Origin of the sequence: Natrinema halophilum (assembly GCF_013402815.2) — an archaeon.
Classification (GTDB): domain Archaea; phylum Halobacteriota; class Halobacteria; order Halobacteriales; family Natrialbaceae; genus Natrinema; species Natrinema halophilum.
This window is the reverse complement of sequence record NZ_CP058601.1, coordinates 3,839,462-3,860,052: the sequence shown is the minus strand read 5'-3', so window position 1 is coordinate 3,860,052 and position 20,591 is coordinate 3,839,462. Positions and strand designations below refer to the sequence as shown.

General features: G+C 53.7%; 15 protein-coding genes. 10 read left to right on the top strand and 5 right to left on the bottom strand.

The genetic code is table 11. The annotated features are described in order from the left end of the window. Positions 1–31: 31 nt before the first annotated feature. The gene (locus HYG82_RS39340; RefSeq protein WP_179263363.1) at positions 32–1,954 is read right to left on the bottom strand and encodes a tRNA-guanine transglycosylase; all 1,923 of its coding nucleotides are present in this window, start codon (positions 1,952–1,954) and stop codon (positions 32–34) included. A 142-nt stretch (positions 1,955–2,096) separates the two neighbouring features. On the opposite strand from HYG82_RS39340, the gene HYG82_RS39335 reads away from it, so the two are divergent. From HYG82_RS39335 to HYG82_RS39295, 9 genes are all read left to right on the top strand, one after another. Next, the gene (locus tag HYG82_RS39335) at positions 2,097–2,564 is read left to right on the top strand and encodes a 6-pyruvoyl trahydropterin synthase family protein (RefSeq protein WP_179263361.1); all 468 of its coding nucleotides are present in this window, start codon (positions 2,097–2,099) and stop codon (positions 2,562–2,564) included. Positions 2,565–2,570: 6 nt separating this feature from the next. Next, positions 2,571–3,353 carry a 7-carboxy-7-deazaguanine synthase QueE gene (locus tag HYG82_RS39330; protein ID WP_179263360.1) on the top strand — a complete coding sequence of 261 codons (783 nt, stop codon included), beginning with the start codon at positions 2,571–2,573 and terminating at the stop codon, positions 3,351–3,353. A gap of 12 nt (positions 3,354–3,365) precedes the next feature. Continuing rightward, positions 3,366–4,076 (top strand): 7-cyano-7-deazaguanine synthase QueC, encoded by a 711-nt coding sequence (queC, locus tag HYG82_RS39325; RefSeq protein ID WP_179263359.1) that lies wholly within the window; start codon positions 3,366–3,368, stop codon positions 4,074–4,076. A gap of 292 nt (positions 4,077–4,368) precedes the next feature. Continuing rightward, positions 4,369–7,137, top strand: a complete 2,769-nt coding sequence (locus tag HYG82_RS39320; RefSeq protein ID WP_179263358.1) for an alkaline phosphatase family protein — start codon at positions 4,369–4,371, stop codon at positions 7,135–7,137. A gap of 9 nt (positions 7,138–7,146) precedes the next feature. Continuing rightward, a complete protein-coding gene (locus HYG82_RS39315) occupies positions 7,147–7,905 on the top strand; it encodes a hypothetical protein (protein WP_179263357.1) in 759 nt (252 codons plus the stop codon). Positions 7,906–7,910: 5 nt separating this feature from the next. Then, positions 7,911–8,231 carry a hypothetical protein gene (locus tag HYG82_RS39310; protein ID WP_179263356.1) on the top strand — a complete coding sequence of 107 codons (321 nt, stop codon included), beginning with the start codon at positions 7,911–7,913 and terminating at the stop codon, positions 8,229–8,231. Next, positions 8,228–12,085 carry a hypothetical protein gene (locus tag HYG82_RS39305; protein WP_179263354.1) on the top strand — a complete coding sequence of 1,286 codons (3,858 nt, stop codon included), beginning with the start codon at positions 8,228–8,230 and terminating at the stop codon, positions 12,083–12,085. The genes HYG82_RS39310 and HYG82_RS39305 overlap by 4 nt, the downstream gene beginning before the upstream one ends. Then, positions 12,082–13,323, top strand: coding sequence for an ATP-binding protein (locus tag HYG82_RS39300; RefSeq protein WP_179263352.1), 1,242 nt, complete (start codon positions 12,082–12,084; stop codon positions 13,321–13,323). The genes HYG82_RS39305 and HYG82_RS39300 overlap by 4 nt, the downstream gene beginning before the upstream one ends. Before the next feature lie 616 nt (positions 13,324–13,939). Next, positions 13,940–14,674, top strand: coding sequence for a hypothetical protein (locus tag HYG82_RS39295; RefSeq protein ID WP_179263349.1), 735 nt, complete (start codon positions 13,940–13,942; stop codon positions 14,672–14,674). Positions 14,675–14,697: 23 nt separating this feature from the next. Here HYG82_RS39295 and HYG82_RS39290 read toward each other — a convergent pair whose 3' ends face one another. From HYG82_RS39290 to HYG82_RS39280, 3 genes are all read right to left on the bottom strand, one after another. After that, complete coding sequence (locus HYG82_RS39290) at positions 14,698–14,910, bottom strand: hypothetical protein (protein ID WP_218834190.1); 213 nt, start codon at positions 14,908–14,910, stop codon at positions 14,698–14,700. Between the two features lie 540 nt (positions 14,911–15,450). Next, positions 15,451–16,233, bottom strand: a complete 783-nt coding sequence (locus tag HYG82_RS39285) for an HNH endonuclease family protein (RefSeq protein ID WP_218834189.1) — start codon at positions 16,231–16,233, stop codon at positions 15,451–15,453. Positions 16,234–16,413: 180 nt separating this feature from the next. After that, positions 16,414–17,580 (bottom strand): DUF262 domain-containing protein, encoded by a 1,167-nt coding sequence (locus HYG82_RS39280; protein WP_218834188.1) that lies wholly within the window; start codon positions 17,578–17,580, stop codon positions 16,414–16,416. A 103-nt stretch (positions 17,581–17,683) separates the two neighbouring features. Here HYG82_RS39280 and HYG82_RS39275 point away from each other — a divergent pair, with 103 nt between their 5' ends. Beyond that, positions 17,684–18,481 (top strand): hypothetical protein, encoded by a 798-nt coding sequence (locus HYG82_RS39275; RefSeq protein ID WP_179263345.1) that lies wholly within the window; start codon positions 17,684–17,686, stop codon positions 18,479–18,481. Between the two features lie 191 nt (positions 18,482–18,672). Here HYG82_RS39275 and HYG82_RS39270 read toward each other — a convergent pair whose 3' ends face one another. Then, positions 18,673–20,559 carry an ATP-dependent nuclease gene (locus tag HYG82_RS39270; protein ID WP_179263343.1) on the bottom strand — a complete coding sequence of 629 codons (1,887 nt, stop codon included), beginning with the start codon at positions 20,557–20,559 and terminating at the stop codon, positions 18,673–18,675. Between the last annotated feature and the right edge of the window lie 32 nt (positions 20,560–20,591).

Sequence of the window (20,591 nt, the reverse complement as noted above, 5' to 3'; positions counted from 1 at the left end):
CGACCTGAAGCAACGTATCTCACAGCACGGATTATTCGACAAGTGCTGTATCAATCCGCTCAACTAATTCATCGATGTTGGTGTTCCGGAAGTGTTCGGTCAGTTGGAGAGCGCGTGGCTCGCGCGGATACATCTCACCGCGGCCGTACCGGGAGAAGGCTTCCTCGATTGCTTGGCGGTAGGCTTTACTGGTCGTGTAGGCGAGGATATGATCAAACTGCTCACCGTACCGGTCCAGATACGCGGCCAGCCGGTTCGCAACGAGGTCAACCTGGTCCTCGTCTGCAGTGGTGAGCACGTATTCGTAGCTCATCACAGGCTCCACCGTTTCCTGTGCTTCGGGCACAGGTCCGTACAGTCCTGAGAGAGAAATCTTGTGATAGCTGTCCTCATAGTCCTTGAGTCGGGAGATGACAGCCTGGTGTGTTCGAGAGTCAGAATACGGCTTCTCTTGGCTGCACGGCAGAATCAGCAGTACCGATGCATCACTGGGTGGCTGGTAGCTGTCGTACTGGAGAATATCGAAGTCGTTTGGACCGTGTTTCAGTGAGATTGTTCGTTTCTCCTCCTGTTCATCATCGATGTCATCGTAGAAGCTGGACAGTTTGGTCTGGAAGGTTTCTGTGTCCGGCCCGGCGACAAGTGCTTCGTAGCCAAGGTCAGCAAGCTGTTCACGGAGCTCCGGGTTGTGGAGCTGTGCCCGTTTCAATCCCTTCTCGACAATGTTTTTGTCCTGGGCGAAGTCAGCGACCAGTTCGAGCAGTCCATCGTTGTCGATAGCATCGCGGACGTCCTGCATCTGACGGCTGTAAAGTTCGAAGTTGTGGTGAGCAATCTGGGCATAGTACTCACTCTTGAAATGAGTGCCATGCTCGCCTTCGATTGGTTTGTACTTGACGTCGGACTCCAAAAGGGCATGCCGCATATCATCGATATGAATATCCTGGCATGCCTTACAGCCACACCAGTTGTCCCAGTCCTCGATTTGATCCAGCTTCGTGCGTTTCCACGTCTCTGGATGGATGAAGCTCTTGTTACGGGCGGCTTTCAGATAGTTCGCTGAATCGAATGTATCGACACCGAGCAACGCGAGGAGTGGGCAGAGACGGCCGCTGATACCGAACACGTGGAGCGCTATATCGTCGTACCGTTCTTCGGGTATCGCATCTTTCGCCCCCTGGACAATGTCTACTAGGACATCAGGAGAGTTGCTGAGCGGGACCAGTGATCCGAGTGCGAAACCCTCGAAGGCTTCATCGAGTTCATTTGCGCGGTCTAGGAACCGGCTAACGTACCAGTGAACGTCCTCGTAGCTGTGACCGTGAATCGCCACGTAGACAGACGGCGTTTCATCTACATCCCATTCATCCAGCAGTTCGGGGTCATTGAGCATCTGCAGGCACTCGACTGCGTTGTCGATGCTCTTTTTCATTCGTTCCGTGGCTTCGTCTTGGTTCAGGTTCTGTGGAATCGGGAAGTCCAGTGTAGCGATGATGTCAGCCCCGTAGTCCAGCTGCAGTTTCAAGATGCTTTCTGGATTCGTGTAGATACCCCAGTCATTCTCACTGCCACCTTCTTCCGGTGGCTGGCCGAACGTGGTCGAGTTCATCAGCTTGAACCCGCCGGAGTCCACAAATAGTGGCTGGCTGAACCCGGGTTCTACATCACTCTCCTCGAAATGCTGTTTGAGGGGCTTCTCACGCCAGTCCGCCAGGTTATCCGGGGTGAGATTGTAGTCCAGGAACGTCATCGTCTGAAACATGATTCCCTGGACGCTGTCGCTCTCGAAGAGATACCGGCGGGCGTACCGCCAGATTCCCCCTGATTTTGGCGTAGTTCCTCCAATGAGGTTCGCAACGGGGAGAAGCGCAGGCGTCTGAATTTGGCCCGCAGGCGTGTCTATAACGCCTCGACGACCATATTCATCTTTTGCGAGCGTCCTGAATGCAGACATTAAATACCTGTGTAGTACCTCTGTGTGAGACCTCAATTAACCCTCCGCTCTCTCAATTATCATACTATAAACCATTCTGGTTTGAAGATACTACTTTCAGGGAGTGGTTTAGGTTTAAGTATTACCCGAGTAATCTCCGGATATGGCTCAACGTGCCCTCGAAGAACACTCTTTGGCCTCACACGATTTCACAGAGGATGAACGGACCCTCTCTGTCGGTCAGGACCGGCCGATCCGTATCAGTACAGGCCACCGCATTCTGCACCACGATGGGAAGTGTAGTCGCCCGCATGGTCACAACTATTCGGTCACTGTCTCAGTGACTGGTACCCTGACCGAGGACGGTTGGGTGGTTGACAAAGGTGATATCACCGATATTGTCTCTGACTGGGACCATCGCTTCCTGCTTGAACGGGGCGATCCACTGATTGAGGCATTTGACGCCAGCGGGGACAGTGATGCCGTCGTTGTCTTGGATCACCCACCGACAGCCGAAGTGATGAGCCTCGTCCTCGAACAGCGTCTCCGTCGTGGCTTACCCGATAGCGTGAGCGACGTTACTGTTGAAGTACAGGAGACCGGTGAACTAGCCGCTGGTGCCCCTCAATAACAGCGTATGCCGGTGAATGCTGATACGGACGTTGTCGATGGAGACGTTGATAACGTGGAAACGGACGGTTCGCTACCGATCAACGAGTTGTTCTACTCGTTACAGGGTGAGGGAAAACTGGCCGGTGTGCCGAGTGTCTTCATTCGGACGAGTGGCTGCAATCTGCGGTGTTGGTTCTGTGATTCCTACCACACCAGTTGGGAGCCCACCCATGCCTGGCTTGACCTCGACACCATCGTCGATGAGGTAAAAGACCATGATGAGGCAGACCACGTAGTGGTGACCGGCGGTGAACCGCTCATCCATGATGAGACAGTGCGGCTGCTGGACAGGCTCAGTACCGCCGGGTATCACACGACCGTCGAAACCAACGGCACAATCTACCGTGATGCATCGATCGATTTAGCGAGTATCAGTCCGAAACTCGCAAGCAGTACACCGCTCCCGGAGAAAGACCCGAAAGAGGACGGCCAATGGGCCGACCGACACGAGAATCAACGGATCGACATAGATGCCCTATCTCACTTGGTCGAGGACTACGGGTTCCAGTTGAAGTTCGTCACTATGGATCAGGACGATGTGTCGGATATCAACCAGCTTGTTGATCGGTTAAGGGCGTCAACAGATGCTGTAATCCGTGATTCGGACGTGTTGTTGATGCCAGAGGGGGCGACACGGGAACGATTGAACGAGAGGCGGGAATTGACTGCAGAAATGGCCTTGAAGCATGGCTACCAGTACACGCCACGGCTCCACGTCGATCTGTGGAACGACGCACCAGAAACATAGAGATAGTCAATAATGACGACTGCAACTAACGAAAACCGGAATGGAGCTGTTGTTCTTGTATCGGGTGGTATGGATAGTGCGACGGCAGCGTTCGAGGCGAAATACAGGGGTCATAACCTGTACTTCCTTCACACGTCGTACGGTCAGCAGACCGAGAACAAGGAACTCGACTGTGCCCACCAGCTTGCCGAACGGATGGATGTCGCTGACTTCCTCCACATCGAGACCGACCACTTGGCGCGGATCGGTGCCTCCAGCCTGACCGATGATAGTATTGATGTCAACGAGGTGGACCTCGACAGTGATGAGGTTCCGTCCAGCTATGTCCCATTCCGGAACGCAAACCTGCTCTCGATGGCAGTCTCCTACGCTGAAGCAAATGACTGTGAGACAGTCTATATTGGAGCACACAGTGAGGATTACTCGGGTTATCCTGACTGCAGACCCGAGTTCTTCGATGCTTTCCAGCAGGTCATCAACGTTGGGACGAAACCGGAGACATCGATCGAACTAGTGGCCCCGTTTGTCGATTGGAGCAAGACGGATATTGCTGAACGCGGTCTCGAACTTGACGTGCCATACGAGTTGACGTGGAGCTGTTACCGGGACGAATCTCCGGCCTGTGGGACCTGTGACGCGTGTGCCTACAGACTCAAAGCGTTCCAAGAAGCGGGGACTGAGGATCCGATTGAATACAAGGAACGGCCAGTCTACAGCGACTGATATCGGGGATATTCTACAGGGAGTCACTCGTCAGGGGCGAGGCGGCATGCCATACATTAATCTCATCAAGTATGCCGGGTGTCTTTCCGCTTCTATTCGTGAGCAGTTGTATACAGTCGCAACGGTAGGGTTCTCTGGATCGTCCTCTTTTGTACATTCTCGGGGCCGTGATGTCCGTTGTTGGCTGATTACCTTGGCAGTAGACAATCCTCCATTGACGATGATCAGAAGCAGAGGGTGTACTCGTCACGTTGGAAGCATTAAGTGGGGCCGTTGACAACGTACCGTTTAGATGAAGGAAGCCCTGGAACAGTATCTGGAGGATTCGTTCGATTTCACTGCGTTCCAACGTCTTACTGGAACTCGGGATGCGATTATGGATGGGACGGGGAAGATCCTCTATGTGCCGACTGACCTCCCGGTGCCCTTTGATAAACGGGTACTCAGTGCTATTGTTGATAGTGACGATGTCCGTGTCCTGTCGATGCCGGTCGATGAATGGGAGTTCCAAGAGACGATTTACACCGGTATCGATTACCTCGTGAACAACGACGGAGATGGAACTGTCGTATTCTTCTGTCCTCGGTTTCTCGTTGATGGCTACCAAGAGATTCCCGGCACATCGTTCGTTCATTTTGAACGTGTTCAGTTGGATGATCCGACCAGAACCATCCGTAGTGCCTTCGAACGCGGGGCTGGCACAGAACCACAACCGCGCACCATCGATGACCTTGCCGAGTTCGCTCTGCGCGCTTTCACCGCGGCAGCCACAGGAGCTGAGCTGAATCCCACACACATTCAGACCAGTACTGACGACCAACTTGACGACTTCTACATCCCCTACGACACCTTGTCGTCCGTCCCGACAGCTGTCCGCGAGTTCTTCCTCGACAGTATTGGTATTCCCAACACCGAGCTGTTTGACAGCCTCGAACCAACTGCCCAACAGAACGTCTACACGCCCCGGCTCCTCGCCACGTATGGCGACAGATTTGCACAAAACGAGCCTAAATATCCTGTCGCAGCCGAGATTCAAGATCTCGACCCGGATCTTCAGCGCCTGTATCGAACTCTGATTACCAAATGGCTCGCCCAGCGGCGGCTGTTCGATGCAACCCTGACCGAACTTGCCACCGTCCGATTAGACCGGGATGTCATCGATACCATCCAAGAGAGCTACCAAGAGATCACAGGACAGGACACGGCAATCAATATCCAAGAACCAGAACACGCCGCTGAGATCCTGACCCAACACTTCGGTATCCTGTTTCACACCGTTGACGAAGACGAATTCACCGATCTGGTCAATACTGTACGGGACCAATTATCAAGCGACAGCCATCAAATCGAGGACTACGGACCAGACCAAGCTCTCAACACCGTTGAAAAAGTTGATAGCCTTCTCCAACTCCTCGCGGAAGTCGCGCTCATCAAACACCCTCGCTTCGTCAATGCAGCGTTCCCGGAGGATCGCTGGGCCGACATCTTCCAAAAGTTCCTCCACGTTGTATATGAGAACGATCGGGAGGACCTGCTCGCCTACCGGTACCTGACCGCACTAAACCAGGCACGCAAACAAGAACTTCGTGAACGCGAGGCCGAAGACCTCGCAGAGGACATTCGGACACAGGAGGTAGAGCTAGATACGCTGCCTCACTTCTTGGACCAGTGGGCCTCGTTCCTCGCGGACACGCGGGAGGAGGAACCGGTCTCGGATCTCCTGCAACAGGAGTTGATCGACAAGTACGACAGCTACTGTGCTGAAGTCGTTGATCGGTACGACGAAATTGTCTCCGACGATGAGTGGCTCCATCTCTCCGATCTGCTCACGGCACCAGAGGACGGCAGGATCAAGCTTACTGTCATCCTCGATAGTGTCGGCTATACCGACTACCTGCTTCTCAACCAGTTCGGTTTCCTGAACACAGAACCGGACGATGTGGACCTTGCTTTCTCCAATTTGCCGTCGTACACACCCTCCGCTATCTCGACCATCCTCACTGGGCTTCCCGCTGAGACCACGGGTATCTACAGCTGGCAACCCCGGCACGGTGACGACATATTCAATCTCAAGCACAGCAGCTACGATCCCGACGCTTTCGATTTCGTCGATGAACGCACCGAGAACAATTTTCATCTCATCCAGCGACCGCAGCTTAATTCCTCCGGGATCTCACGATTTGCAGACCAAGTCGCCGATATCCGGTTCTCCTCTGACCTATCCATCGAAGCTGATCACCTGGGCGCAGTCCGCAGAGGCTTCGTAAACGAAGTCGAAAGCACGTTGAACGAACGCCACCACGTCCTGAACACCGACGATGTGGACCCGGAAGCGCGCGCAGCACAACGGTCCCAAATCGTCCTATACTTGGAAGACTTCGACAAAATACTCCACGAGATGCTCTCCTTCGAAGAATTCGAGAACTACTATAATACGCTTGGCAACTTCCTCGACAACCTTCTCGCAGATCTGCGCGAAGCTACAGACACAATCATTGAGGAACCGATTGACATCGAGGTCATCTCAGACCACGGGAAACTCACCCGTTATGAGATGGAAATGGTTCTCAACGAACGCCCGGAATACGAGTTCAACCAACAGATGCTGACAGAGACCGTCCCGCTACAACACGCATACCGCGTCAATTTCCGCGAGGCAGAGTTCACGAATCGAAGCGACCACCAGTTCGTGACTGTGGCCACCGATGAGAATGGCCCACCGGTGGACCGTATCCGTGCGATGCTTACTGAGGAGGATGCTAACGATGTCAGTGACGATGCACTCCGGGACGTAACTGAGAAAGTCGAGTATCTTCAGTCAGGCTCTAAATTCGTCTTCGGGTGGCATGCAGACAGCGATAATGCTTCGCTCAGTGATCTCCGGCAGTTCGACGGTGTCGATGTTTACCAGCCACGCGGTGACGGTATCTTCGATTTGCCTGATGTCGGGCTGCTCTCCCGGTACGATATCAAGAACAGGAGTGGGCACGACCACGGCTACCACGGCGGGACATCGATCAGCGAGATGGCGGGGCTTCGGCTTATATACGAAGACGAGTGATCCATATTTATGCCAAAAACAATCCCTCGTATTGGACGACAAGACCTTCTCAAGGGCATCGAAAAGCTCGCCCAGATCGTTCACTTCCGCGGCGAGCTTACCGAAGACGAACTCCGTGACGAAATGGAGGCAATCAACCGCGACAGAAACTCCAAACTCTTCAAATCGATCGACGGTTGGTTCAAATTCACCCTTCAAGACGAGAACCGGTCCATCGAGATTCTCAAACAGGATAACGACCACATCGAACTCACCGACGAAGGGTTGAAGCTCCTGAACGCCCCTGACTTCCGTGTTGCAGCATTCCACCTGTTAGAACGCAAATCACGGACCAACTTCACCTACTTCCACACCCTCCTTCAGGAACTTGACCGGAAGGTTCAGGCTGGCAATTACGATATGGGGGCCGACCTCGCGGACACCGTCAACACGTTGATGAAGGACACGATCAGCGGGAACAAGGTGACTGCAGGAGCGATTGCGAGTTTCCTCCGCGATTTTGAGATCGTCGTAGAAGAGGATGGACGATGGCATATCGACCCTGCTCAGTACACGTACTTCCGAGGCGAGGATGCGGATATCGTCGAGGATATCCTTGCCGAACATGGGAACCGGATGGATCTAGCAGAAATCCAGCGCGTCCTTACAATGGATTTCAAGTGGAGTGAGCAACAAGTCGAGAGTATCCTCCAACAGTTACAGGACGAGAACCGGGCTGCAACCGACCGCTACGAGGGCAAGACCGTCATTGAACTCGTTACCACCTAAACAGTATGAATATTGTACGCACCGTTTTGGATCATCTGGATCAAGCCGGCACCGATATCGCCATCGTTTCAATCGATGATATCCATGCCGAATATGAGACAGTCTTTGACTTCATCAGCGAGTGTCAGCGCCGAACACCAGATACAACGTTCGACACAGAATTTGTCCGCCCGACAGACCGTGATAACAATAATGGCGAAAAGATCATCTTGATGGCAAATCCACGACGTATCACGGAACACGACGTGCTTGATACAAGGATTTACATCGTCGACCCGAGAATCAATCTGAAACGGTCACTCTTCAAATACCAGGTAAACACATGACACTGGAGGAAGCAAAAGACGATGTTGTCAACATTCTCGACCGTCAAACGATAAAACGCGTCCGGCGAGAATGCCAACGCCTCGCCGATGAGAACGACCTTCCCCAGTTCGAGGAATTCCTTCAGGAAGGCACCCATTTCATCCTAACGGAGAAACGAGCCCAGATCCTTCGGGGGATCCAACAAGGCTTAGCAGAGCAGGAAACGCCTGGGGCGATACTACACGGAGCGTATGGCTCTGGTAAAACGGTGATGATGGAAAACATCGCCCTCCTCTGTCAGGACGATCAAGAGTACGGTGACAGAGAGTTTGACCAGCTCCACTACGGCGGGACACCTATCGACTGTCTCACGATCAGCCTTGAACAACATGATACCCCGACGGAGTTCCTCCACGCCCTCTTCACTGCACTGGTCGAGTACAGTTCGTCTGTCGATGAGGATGATCTCCTTGCTATTTTCAACGATCGGAAGATCAATCTCACACTTGAGGATCTTGATGACGACCTCCCTCCGAACCATCGTCAGGACCTCATCGATATCTTCGAAGATCCGTCCTCGCTCGAAGACATTGCTCGCGTCACAAAGTCACTGACAGCGGGTGATGCGCACCAAACGATCGCGTGGTTCACCACCTACTACCGCGAGCGAGAGGACCACTACCCGGCGTTCTATATTGACGAATTCGAACAGATCACGCGGCAAGGGGTGGACCCAGGTGGGAACTATCGGCTTAAAGCCATCGTCCAGAAGATGATCCGGAACACCGTCTCCGGGTTTGATGATTTCACCACGCCGCCATACATCTTATTCGCAAACACTGTCTCCCACGATGAGTTCAGGGAGAACTTCCCAGCTGCTGCACGGGACCTCACCGACCGCATTGATGAGAACATCAGCTACAACATCGATCACTCTGAGGAGGAAACAAAGGAGCTTTTCGCCAACCTGTACCGGCTCTACGTCATCCCATTGCTCGCGGACCGCGGTGGAGAGGCGGGTGACTGGTACGACACTATCGCCTCCGCAGAACCCGGTGAAGATGGCTATGTCTATCCGTTCACCGATGATACTCTCGAATTCGCCCTCAGTATCGTCCAAAAGTTCGAAGACGAAACACTGGACGAAACCGTTGTCCGTGCCTTCCGCGATTACAAACGCATCCTGATCTCGTTCCTCGACCACTGGGACGGTGAGGGCCAGATTGATCTCGATTTCCTGTATCAACATGGTGATGCAGTCCGTGACCAGCTCCGGGGGAACGTCGAACGCGTCAACCTCGATGAACTGCCGGGAGAGGACAGCATCGAAGCCACCATCGAGGCAGACTACCCAGATGCGTCCGGGATCGATCTCCGAATCCTCTGCGAAATCGCCAAGACGGGTATCCTCGACCGGACAGAACGACCGGTCTATTTCACCACTGATCAGATAACCAATATCGCTGGATCCATCGAACTTCAGATAGATGACAGCGAAGCCGAGGACCTGATCGGTGTCGCCACCCAAGGATCGGAGTATTTCTCTCTTGAAAATGAGCGATTAGAATTCAACCCGAACGAACTCACCGGGACAGCAGCAGATGAAGGCGAACTCTCCCTCGCAGATCAGGTTGGTGAAGCCGTCACAGACCTGCATTTGGAGGACCACGAGGAGAACAATCTTATCCAGCTCTGGGCGGATATGCTCAATCACCGGTTCCCCGATACTGCCTTCGAGAACCAGCAGGGCCAGTATCTCGTCTTCGATACAGACCAAGACCTCAATTATACCTCCAAGGTTTTGTTCACTGTCGCACCTGATGACCTGCCGGAACAGCTCAGTACCGAGGTCGATGATGATGCATTACACATTGTCATCCGACTGGGGCGGGACACAGAAGGCGACCTGCCTGCCAAGTACTATGTGACCGAGCGGAACGGGCAAGCAGGCATGGTCACGGACGATATTGCTTCGAACCTCAACAGAAATATCGAACTCCACATCGACGAAGAGTCCGGGTACTACAACCTGATCGAAGCGACCCAAGAACATTTCCCACGATACGATGATTACCAAGCCTATGTGATGTTCCTGAAGCTGTCGCTAGCCTATCTTGCAGGGAACGACCTGACGGAGGATATCCGTGACCGGACTGCCGATCCAACGAGTTTTTCCCTCATCCAGACTGTTGACAGTAACCTGACCAACATCGCAGACACGTATCCCTGTGAGAAGCTTGGATTCACCGGGACCTACCCAGGGAAGGATTATCTCAATCTTGTCTACGGGATCAAACACCTTGACCGGGAAGGGGACCTCATCTTCGAGAGCGCGAACCACCCCCACATCGATGTCCAATCATTCGGCAGAGTCAATCGTTCCCGCGAATCCGGGGACGAATTCCGCGCGATCGTTGAACAGTTCGCGGATAATGAATCCTTCATCGAGGAACGCAGCAATGGAGACTACGACATCGTCCCCCACCTGAGCAGTTACAGCCACGTCTTGGATTCCATCGAGGAACATCTCGACGAGGATGGCCTTGATTTCGATGAGATTCTGGAGCTGATCTTTGGCACCTCCGAAGTCGAAAACGTCACCCGGGCAATGGTCTACCTGCTGTTAATCCTGGGCCAATACGTAGATGAGTACAGTTGGGTCTTTGAAGACGATAACGAGACGACGATCATACCGGCCGATGTCCGTATCGAGACCCAGCGCCGCCAAGTCCGCAAACGGGTCGGCCGTAGAATCAAAATAGCGATCCTCGACCAGGCAAAACAGGACGACACAGATATCAGCCAGATTGAGGATTTGAACGACACATATGACAGCATCGAGACCGCTGATGCGACCGAGTTAGAAGACATACAAAACGATATCGATGCATCCTGGGACTTCGAGTATCAAGGCGCAGATGAATTATTACGCGAGATTATGGCAAATGATGTCTTCGTAGATTCTGCTGTCGCCAGCTATGCGAACACTATCCACCCGCTCAGTAACCTCGATCCCGAACTCCGGTACCTCGTCCTTGATGACTTGGACCACCTGGCCACACAGGTAAAAAAAGCCGCGACCATTTTGGCCAAGAAAGACGACCTGGAGGCATTGGCTACAAAGCTTGAGTGGTTCGGAACGGATCCTGATCTCCAATCTGAGGGTCTCAGCATCGAGTGTATAACCACTATCAACGACTTCTGGGAAACCCACCAGGTCGAACGCAACATCGAGGAAGCCGATGTTGCTGCTGACTTAGAACAGTATCTTGACGGGGATATCCGTCTCGACCGTTTGATCGAAATGCTCCGCACACAGCGGAAAAGCATCGTCCCACCGGTGGACACTTACGATCCAACCGAGGACGAGGCCTCCCTCGATGATGACATCAGATTCGTCACAGATGCGATCAGGGACGGAATCAGTGAGGAACAGGACAACGTCGCTGCGGCGAAGGAGGAACTGGAAAACTATGCTGACCGAATCCCTGGCGAATCAAGCTGGATCCGGAGAGGAGAGGGCTATCTGGAAAGCTGTGAATCAGAACTCGAAGCCGAACCTCACCGCTTCGATCACACTCAGTATGAGGACTTCTGGGAGCAGTGGGAAACCGCACGAAATCAGTTAGACGAGGAAGCCTTCGACGGTGACGAGTTCGAAGAAACTGTCCGGAAATACGACCCCGACATCGAAATAGATGTGGTCGAAGACGCGACCGAGGACAGCATCTCAGACAAGTTCTCTGAACTGGATGATGACGAGTTCCAGCAGGTGATCGATGGGTTACAAGGATCCACAACTGCTGCCGAGGAACTAAAACAGTCCCTGCTGAAGATACGTGTGAAAGCTGAACTCACTGGTGATGAGACATGATCATTGGCGGGGATAAAGAAGAACTGTCAGCCTATCTTGGCCGCAAGTTCGACAGTACTGACGAGCTCGGTGAACAGGTCCGTCTTGATCTTAATGAGCCACATATGGTTACCGTCTGTGGGAAACGTGGCTCTGGGAAATCCCACACTCTCGGTGTTATGATGGAGGAACTGATGACCCTCCCCGCCCAGGCCCGACAGAATCTGAACGGCTTGGTCATCGACGCGATGGGTATCTACTGGAGCCTCCAGGTTCAGACGCCTGACACAGATCTCCTTGATGGCTGGGACATCTCCCCCAGGGAGTACCCGGTTAAAGTCTACTACCCGGCCGGTCTCGAAGAACAGTACGAAGAAATCCAGCAGTACTTCCACGAAGGGTTCGAACTCTATCCCTCTGAACTCTCCGTCGAGGACTGGCTTTACCTGCTTGATATCGATGAAACCCAAGCACAGGCCGGTCTCCTCTCCCAGGTCATCGAACAGGCAGAGGAAGACTTCGGCCAGTACTACAGCATTATGGATCTACTCGATAAGGTCGAAGCATCCCCCGAGTCCGCCAACATCAAGGATGCACTCAACCGTCGCCTAGAGAAAGCCAAGAACTGGGGTATTTTCAGTTCCTCTGGATCCAAAATCGAGGAAATCGTCGAAGGCGGGGAGTTTGTCGTCCTTGATCTCAGCGGTGCCGGTGCCCTGCCCTGGAACGTCCGCACCATGCTCACCGGCATTCTCGTCAAGAAGATGTACAACAAGCGGAGCTTCGATCGCAGCCGCGAAGAAGTTAAGAAAATCAAAGGCGAACACACCGAAGTCAACTTTCCCCTTGTCTGGCTCTTTCTCGATGAAGCGCATCTGTTCGCACCGTCTGGTCATTCTGAGCCCAGCACCGATCCGCTCGTTGAATGGGTTCGGCAAGGCCGCCGCCCCGGCCTCTCCCTCGTCATGGCCACCCAACAACCCGGTGCTCTGGACAACAGGATCCTCTCCCAGTGTGACACCCTAATCATCCACCGTCTCACCGCAGGCCAAGACTCAGACGCGGTCGGAGACAAAATCTCTGAACTTCACGACGCCCAGACCATCAGCCACTATATGCAACAAATTCCGAAAGCCCCGGGCTACGCCTACGCCATGAACGACGATGCCGAAACTATCGTCCCCGTCAAGGTCCGGCCTCGGAAAAGCTGGCACGCTGGTGAATCCGCTAAACTCGAAGAGTTCCTTGATAACCAGTAAAGGAGTTTATCCGAGAGAGTTATTTCTGATAGCCTGAGTAGTTGAGAAGTTCTGCAATCAATGCCTGCTCCACTACGTTCTTTTTCTGGGATTGATTCTCGTTGTGGACCAGCCACATCACACGGTCGTCGGTATTTCAGCCGGTCAAGTGTCCCGGATCTACGCGGAGGAAGCCGTCTGAAAGGATATCATCCGGACGAACGTATTGTTCAATTTCGTGCAGCAGCTCAAGCATATCGGTGTGCTTGCCGCGGAGACACGCAGTCACAGCGGGAGGGTCAGCGAGTACGACTCGGATGCGAAGCCGTGGGTGTTGCGTGAAAGCTTGTGAAGGAATACGGATCTCAGACACATTTCGCCCTCGTTCCATTCTCGTCCTGCAGGGCGAGAGTTCAGGACATCTCAGGACGAGGGTTTTTAACTGCCAGATTCATCACAGCAAGTAAGCGACGCCCGAGAATCTCCCCGCATCTACAAGCTGACGATGCATAGACCTCTCTGGCAAACTAATTTGATACCAAAATCCCCGGTATCGTAGTCTCCTGCTGACGCGAGGCCAGCGCGTCATCGGACGTCGCGTGTTAGCAGTACGAACAGCGGACAGCACGCGATACCAATGACACGAAAAACAGCATCCGAAGCCGACGAACGCACAGAACAGGGCGATGAAACAAGCGTGGTCCTCGAAACAGCAGAAGACATAGCAAGGGAAGCTCTCAAACACGACCATCCGAAGAAGCCCTGCGAGGTTACCGTTCGCGCGCATAACCGCGATCGGAATTCCGACGGGAACGTGACTAACCACCTCATTAGAACCGGCGAGCTGTGGATCGCGGTTCGAACGTGGGCGGAGGCTGGCGGCGGAAGCGGCCTCACGGTCAAAGACCACGGCGGGACGCTTCAATTGGAAGCGCTGGAACTTGACCGTGATCTCATCGCTGACCGCATTTGCAGCGAAGCGCTTGACGCGATCGACACGCACGAAGCGGTCGGGCGACCCGTCCAACCGTTCACTACTATCGTCCGGAATGCTGCGGAGGTCACGGACGACCTCGTAACCAGATGGCAAACCGCAGCCGAACATGTCGTCGGTGAGCGGCTCCACGAAGGGATTGCCGGATGGACCGGACGCACAGCATGGACCGCGTACGAAGACGCAGCCATCTATCTTGAAGCAGATAGAGCCACGACGTGGTTCATCGACGAGCATGTCACCGGTGATGTGAGTGACGAAGTCGAAGCGACCATCCAAGACATCTACCGCGAAGCATTGAACGACGCCATTTTCGAGTACCGCGGTCGTCGAACCCCACATCTGGACTACGCAGCGGAGGTGATGCTCAAAGACTAATATTTTAGAATCCTGCCGGCAATTCAGATGTCGAACTTCCGAACGACTCGTTCCGTTGGACGATCGTCACTCACTCGCCAGAATCCTTGTGGCCAGAATGACTCTTCGTAACCGAGCAACCGATTAACGGTCTTCGGATCGATATCGATGGAGTCGTCGTAGTCCTCTACGGCGTAGATGTCGAGTGCTGGGCCCCCGTCCCAATACTCGTCGCGGACGTGGTCCGTATGGGTCATTGGCCCGACACGCCCAGTTGCGGTGTATCGGCTCTCCGAGTTGCGGTAGATCAGGAGCGGATCGTCACGCTCTATTCGTTCAAGATTTCGACGGTTACGCTCCCAAGAACCCTGTTCTGGATCAGTCCGGACGCCCCAAACGCGGGTGGACTCGGGGAATGTGTCGGGCCGGTCATCCCAGTCCGACAGGTCGATTGGCTTAGCAAGTGTCCGCTGGAAAGACGCTTCGTCGACAGGCACGAGCCACAAGTTCATACGCCACCCATGACGCTACAGTAACTAAACCGACGGGGAGCAGTGTAGCGCCGCTTAGCTTTGACAACGGCGATATATCACTCCCTATCATCTGTTCAGTCGGGCAAGTGTCTTTGCTAGAGAAACCCCGTTGCTTGAGTCTCGTGTGGGGTCTCTACAGCGATTCGTTGTTCCGTGCTGGTGACACTGTGGATTCAGGGCAGGGGCACATAGTCCACCACACCGATCACAGACACCAACGAAAATTCGGAGTGCGAGGTTTAGAAGGATTGAAGAAACCGAACGTTAGGTAGGAGCCTCCACTGAAAGCGCCTCGTCGGTGGGTGACCAGGTATGCTTGTTCTGCTCAGCGAGACCGACGTTTTGGAGGCGACTCAGAATCGAACCCACCTCGTTTCGTTCTGTACCGTTCGAGTTTGGATCGTCAAACGGTGAATCGGAAAGTTCGCACACATCTCCATGGATGACACGGCGAACCGCGCCACCGGTGTTCTGGCGGAGTGCCTTGAGGACGAACTGCTCCTCCGTCGTGAGTCGGTCAATGGCGTCTGCAGGTTCTTCAACGCCGCCAAGGCGTGTCTCAGGGGTCGCCCATTCTTCGAGAACGAACTCGATTATCGCCTTCTCGCGGTCCTCGATATTTGCGACGGACCACTCGTCGTAGTTGTCTTGGATGTCCCATTGCACCCAGAGCTTCGACTCTACATACCCGTCGTCGCGCTTTGTCTCGAACGCAGCATTTCCCCACTTCGAGTTCCACGATCTGCTCGCCAATGTGAGGTTTCCGAGATGGTGAACATATGCGTCATATCGAGCTTCGGGACTAGAATACTCGTCGGCATCCTCGATAGGGAGTCCGTCAGGACTCTGTGGCCAGATGTGTTCGACCGTGTATTCGTTACTCATTGCTTCCGAGAGCGTCGGGCCCCCACGTTCACCCTTCTCGTCAGCTCGGTGTTCGTTGTAGAAGTAGAAGAGGTACCGGAGATCCTGTGAGCTTGCTTTCGAGTAGAGGTCAGCAGCGGACAGTGACCGTCGGAACTGTGAGTCGTCCTCGTATCGATTCATCAGGGAGACGACTTTGCTCACCCAGACATCGGCAGGGCTGTCCTTGCTGAGGTTCCGAGTGCGGACGTAAAGGCTGGATTCACCGGTGTGGCTCCGATGGTTCCCAATAGAGTAGACGCGGAAGATGTACGTCTCAATTGCGTTCAGGAGATCCTGTCTCCCGTCCTCATCGAGGTTCGGCTAGGCTTTGAGGAGCAACGGGTAGAACTTCGTCGCATGACGCAGGCGATGTATCCGCTGGACAAGCGTCGAGATGTCGTCGTCGCCAGTACGGTCGAGTACTTTCGCTAACGCGTTGAACCCGCGCTCCAAGCTGTTGGTGTAGTTGCGGATGTATTCCAAGCACGCTTGAGGGTCTTCCCTTCGAAGCGTGCGAACGTGTTCTTTCAGTTCGGTGAGGAAGGCGGGATCGCTGTACTCGTCGGAGTTCGACCAGTCGAAGTACGAGATGAAGTGGTACCGTTGAACCGCATCGTCGCTGATGTCGGTGACGTACGGTGACTCCAGCATCGTCTGGTGGTCGTTGTACATCTCTCCGAAGGACTGCCGAATGCGGCGAATGGTGGCTTGGGCCTCACCTTCGTCGTCAGCAGCGAGGTATGCCATCCGCATCAGGAAGGACTTCGTCTTGTCGAACGTTGAGAGTGACCGGCCGCGGTCGTTGACGCTGTCGAAGATGAGTGTCGCCTTCTCCGGGTTGGCTGCGTCAACGACGTACACCATCAGTTCGAGTTCGAGGATGGTCTCCCAGAGTTGCTTGAGTTCGGTGGCGACGTCTACAGGATTAACATCAGGGGACGCAGTGAGATCATCGAGTTGCTCGTCGAAGTATTCCTTCGCCTCGATCATCTTCCGCTGGGACGGGCGCTCCGGTTCGTGAACGTCGTGCCCGGTAAGCAGCCATTCGAGATACTTGTTGTCCTCCTCGTCAAGTAATTGGAGCTGGTAGATGTTGTCCTCAATGAGAAGCGTCTCGCGCATCTCTTCGACGTCACCGAGTATCTCGGCCTCGTGATCCGTCTCCGGTGCGATCTCTTCCAGACACTCCGTCATTGAGCGCACCAGCAGTGCAAGTGAGGTGAGGCGCTGTTGGCCATCGATGAGGAGGTTGATCGGTTTCTCTCTGGAAGAGCCGTATCCACCAGTACTCCCGCCGCTTTCCGTTTCGTCCGTCTTCTGGATGATGATCGTCCCGAAGTAGTGCTGTTTGTCCGGAGGTAGCGTGTAGAGGTCAGTCCAGAGGTCGTCCCACTCCGGCTCGGTCCACGAGTAGTACCGCTGGTACTCCGGAACATGGAACACCCCTGCTGTCGTCAGTTCTTCTAACGATTTCTTTCCCGATTCCATACACCTGATTGCTCAGAGAAGGCAGAAAGTTCCTGTGGGAATCACGCTACTGGAGTTAAAGTATCCTCAACAGATTTTTCGGCGGTACATAAGACGGATGCGTATGGCTCAGGTCGAGTGGACGTTCTCAGACGAGGAGATCGGCAACGTTCTTGAGATCATCTCCGATCAAGAAGACGACCCGTTCGTGCAGAAACGACGGGAACAGAACGTGAACAAAGCCGAGATCGAACTCACTCCGGATCAGTTCTGGAATGCGCATCTCGCAGCACTACTCACCTCCCAGCAGCGCTCGGGACCGGACAGTCACGTCTCCAAATTTCTGAAAAACGAAATTGAGACAGTGGGTCTCGGCCAGTGTCGGAATGTGGATGACGTCAGTGGATTCGTTTCCGAGACGCTCGAAGAACACGGAGGGATTCGGTACTACAACAACATCGGTGACGCATGTGAGACGAATCTCGAACGACTGGACTCAGGAGGGTGGGACGAACTGTGGAGTGAACTAGAGCTGTTACGGGAGGCACGAACGCGAGAGCCGAAAGCCGGCGATCCGGGAACGGAGCGTGAAGCAGCGACTTACCTGTCCGAGCGACTCGCTGGTGATGGACTCCACAGGGTGGGGTCAAAGCAAGCGCGGAACATCCTCCAGATTCTCGGTCTGACAAGGTTCGAGATTCCACTCGACTCTCGTATCACGAAGTGGCTGAACAAGAACTTTGATCTTCCCTACCACGTTTCCGGGTCAGGACTCAGCACCCCGGAGTATTACCACTTCATCATGGACATCGTTCAAGACGGCTGTTCAACAGCCGATGTGCTCCCCTGTGTCTTCGACGCCGCAGTGTTCTCAAGCTACGATACGAACTGGACAGAGAGTGATGCCGATGCGATCTTCTAAGAGGCATTATACGACGCCGTTGCCGATCATCGCGGCCGCAGAACTCCGCACCTATATTACGCAGCGGAGGTAACGCTCACAGATGAGCAAGCCGGACGTTGTGCCGCGGTGGGATTTCGCTCGCAGACTGGCCCCTCAAACCGACATTAACTCGAAACATCACGACTGACGAGACACGCCACGCTAACCTCTCAGTTTTGGTTACAGTATTCATGCACGTGTTGCATGATATCGATGATCTCGGTTGGGTGTTCCACGCTGTCTAATCTCCCCATCTTAAGCCCGATGTTTGGTTTAGTCACACTGGGGCAGTCTTGGATATTCCGCGCGCAACCAGTTTGAATGATGTTAACGATTTCTCCACTTGGTTTCTCTGCCTCGTCTATTGACTGGAAATGGATTTCATCCCAGTCATTGCCATCTGCACGTGGCCAATGTTCTTCAGCGAGTCGGGCTAAGTCGTCTTTCTCCCACGTGTCTTCAAGTTCCTTGTCACCGACCCAGACGAGTTCTGGTTCCGAACCGCCGACTTCGTACATCTCTTCAAGATGGTCCTCAAGAGTATCTTCAGAATAGGTTCGCTCTTTTGCGTCGGAATCTAGGATAACGAACGTTCGTGCTCGTCCACTGTCCTGAAGGCGCTCAAGGGTTTTTACGATATGACCACACCCCTGACTATCCCAGACTTGGACGCCATCCTCTACGAGGGTGCTACCAGTGACTTGGTGGTATAGTTCTTCGATATATTTGTGTTCAGTTGCCCCCTCTACGACAATCATCGCTCGTTCGAGATAGACCCAGCTAGCAGAAAGGCCCAAACCGGCCATGATGTTGCCCATGAAATCCTCAGCCTCTGCCTCGTCTTTCGAAACTAGCGGAGCCCTTTCGTCGTTCGTATTCACTTCTTCAGGGAGATATACTACTTCATGTAAGGGAGTACCATCGACCATAATCAAACTATGAGTCGAGACGATACACTGGGAGAGATAACTATCTTCACCCGAGATATCACTCCGGAGAAGATTGATCAGCCTCCGTTGGACGTCAAAATGGAGCCGGTGATCCGGTTCATCCATCGTCCGGATGACAGATCCTTTTCCTTCATTGGCCTCTGCGCTCCATTCAAGCATTGAGAGGGCCGAGCGGGCATTAGTTCCCCCACCCAGTTCTTGAAGCGGGATCTGTTCACCATCCCGGCGAAGCACGATATTAGAGAGATCTGCCCCGTTGACAAAACTCCAATCAGGATCTACTGTGATCTGGTCCAGACCGGGGAGGTATCGCACCATCCTGTCGGAAAGACTTTCGAGTCGTTCATTAAGCGCATCCGTCGCCTGTTCTTCAATTTCGACAAGCTCATCAACTCCACTCTTCTCACCATCCTCATCCTCGGCATAGAGGAACGATTTGGTTTCTTGACGGAGTAGTTTTGAGAGTAACTTGATTGGACTGTCTACATCCTCGGTATCGATTTGCTCACTGGCTGGAGCTAAACGACCGAATTCTCTGGTTCCGCAAGATATCCAATCAAGACAGGTGTCTTCGGGATTTTCAAGGATCTCAGCCTTCAATTCCTCGAACTGTTCTTCCCGCTCATCAGCGTTGCTTCCTGGCTCAATATCGTAATCCTTCAGAATCTCCTTTTCGCCATCCGCATAATAGTCCCATTCGTGGAGCCGCTCATCTTCGGGAACCCGCTCTCTGAGATAGTGGTCTGGGGACTCCAAATAGACATCTTCTTCTGAATCTCCAGTTACTTCCCATTCCATCTTCAGCCCTGCAGCATCGCCATGCTCAAGATTGGCACGATCTGCCAGATCGTCCGGCGGGTTTTCAATGATCGCCTCGATTGAGGCGTCGGGTGCTCTTCCGGTGTCTCGTGCCATATCACGCCGGATCTGCTTAATGTCCAGACTCGAATGATCGCATACAGTCTGTAATGCCTCCAAGAGAGTAGTTTTTCCAGCGTCGTTAGGGCCCACCAAGAGTGTGAACGGGGTCAGCTGGAGTGTTAAATCCTCAAATTTCCCGATGTTCTCAACTGAGAGTCGTGAAACGTGTGTCCATCCGTCACTCACGGCTCCGCCCTCTCGATTCGGGGATCTTGGAC

What these genes read in the sequence shown, in the direction of transcription:
- HYG82_RS39305 (WP_179263354.1), top strand. Translation starts at nt 8,228, where the DNA reads ATGACACTGGAGGAAGCAAAAGACGATGTTGTCAACATTCTCGACCGT.
- HYG82_RS39275 (WP_179263345.1), top strand. Translation starts at nt 17,684, where the DNA reads ATGGCTCAGGTCGAGTGGACGTTCTCAGACGAGGAGATCGGCAACGTT.
- HYG82_RS39300 (WP_179263352.1), top strand. Translation starts at nt 12,082, where the DNA reads ATGATCATTGGCGGGGATAAAGAAGAACTGTCAGCCTATCTTGGCCGC.
- HYG82_RS39320 (WP_179263358.1), top strand. Translation starts at nt 4,369, where the DNA reads ATGAAGGAAGCCCTGGAACAGTATCTGGAGGATTCGTTCGATTTCACT.
- HYG82_RS39280 (WP_218834188.1), bottom strand. Translation starts at nt 17,580, where the DNA reads ATGGAATCGGGAAAGAAATCGTTAGAAGAACTGACGACAGCAGGGGTG.
- HYG82_RS39315 (WP_179263357.1), top strand. Translation starts at nt 7,147, where the DNA reads ATGCCAAAAACAATCCCTCGTATTGGACGACAAGACCTTCTCAAGGGC.
- HYG82_RS39285 (WP_218834189.1), bottom strand. Translation starts at nt 16,233, where the DNA reads ATGAATCGATACGAGGACGACTCACAGTTCCGACGGTCACTGTCCGCT.
- HYG82_RS39340 (WP_179263363.1), bottom strand. Translation starts at nt 1,954, where the DNA reads ATGTCTGCATTCAGGACGCTCGCAAAAGATGAATATGGTCGTCGAGGC.
- queC (WP_179263359.1), top strand. Translation starts at nt 3,366, where the DNA reads ATGACGACTGCAACTAACGAAAACCGGAATGGAGCTGTTGTTCTTGTA.
- HYG82_RS39295 (WP_179263349.1), top strand. Translation starts at nt 13,940, where the DNA reads ATGACACGAAAAACAGCATCCGAAGCCGACGAACGCACAGAACAGGGC.
- HYG82_RS39290 (WP_218834190.1), bottom strand. Translation starts at nt 14,910, where the DNA reads ATGACCCATACGGACCACGTCCGCGACGAGTATTGGGACGGGGGCCCA.
- HYG82_RS39330 (WP_179263360.1), top strand. Translation starts at nt 2,571, where the DNA reads ATGCCGGTGAATGCTGATACGGACGTTGTCGATGGAGACGTTGATAAC.
- HYG82_RS39310 (WP_179263356.1), top strand. Translation starts at nt 7,911, where the DNA reads ATGAATATTGTACGCACCGTTTTGGATCATCTGGATCAAGCCGGCACC.
- HYG82_RS39335 (WP_179263361.1), top strand. Translation starts at nt 2,097, where the DNA reads ATGGCTCAACGTGCCCTCGAAGAACACTCTTTGGCCTCACACGATTTC.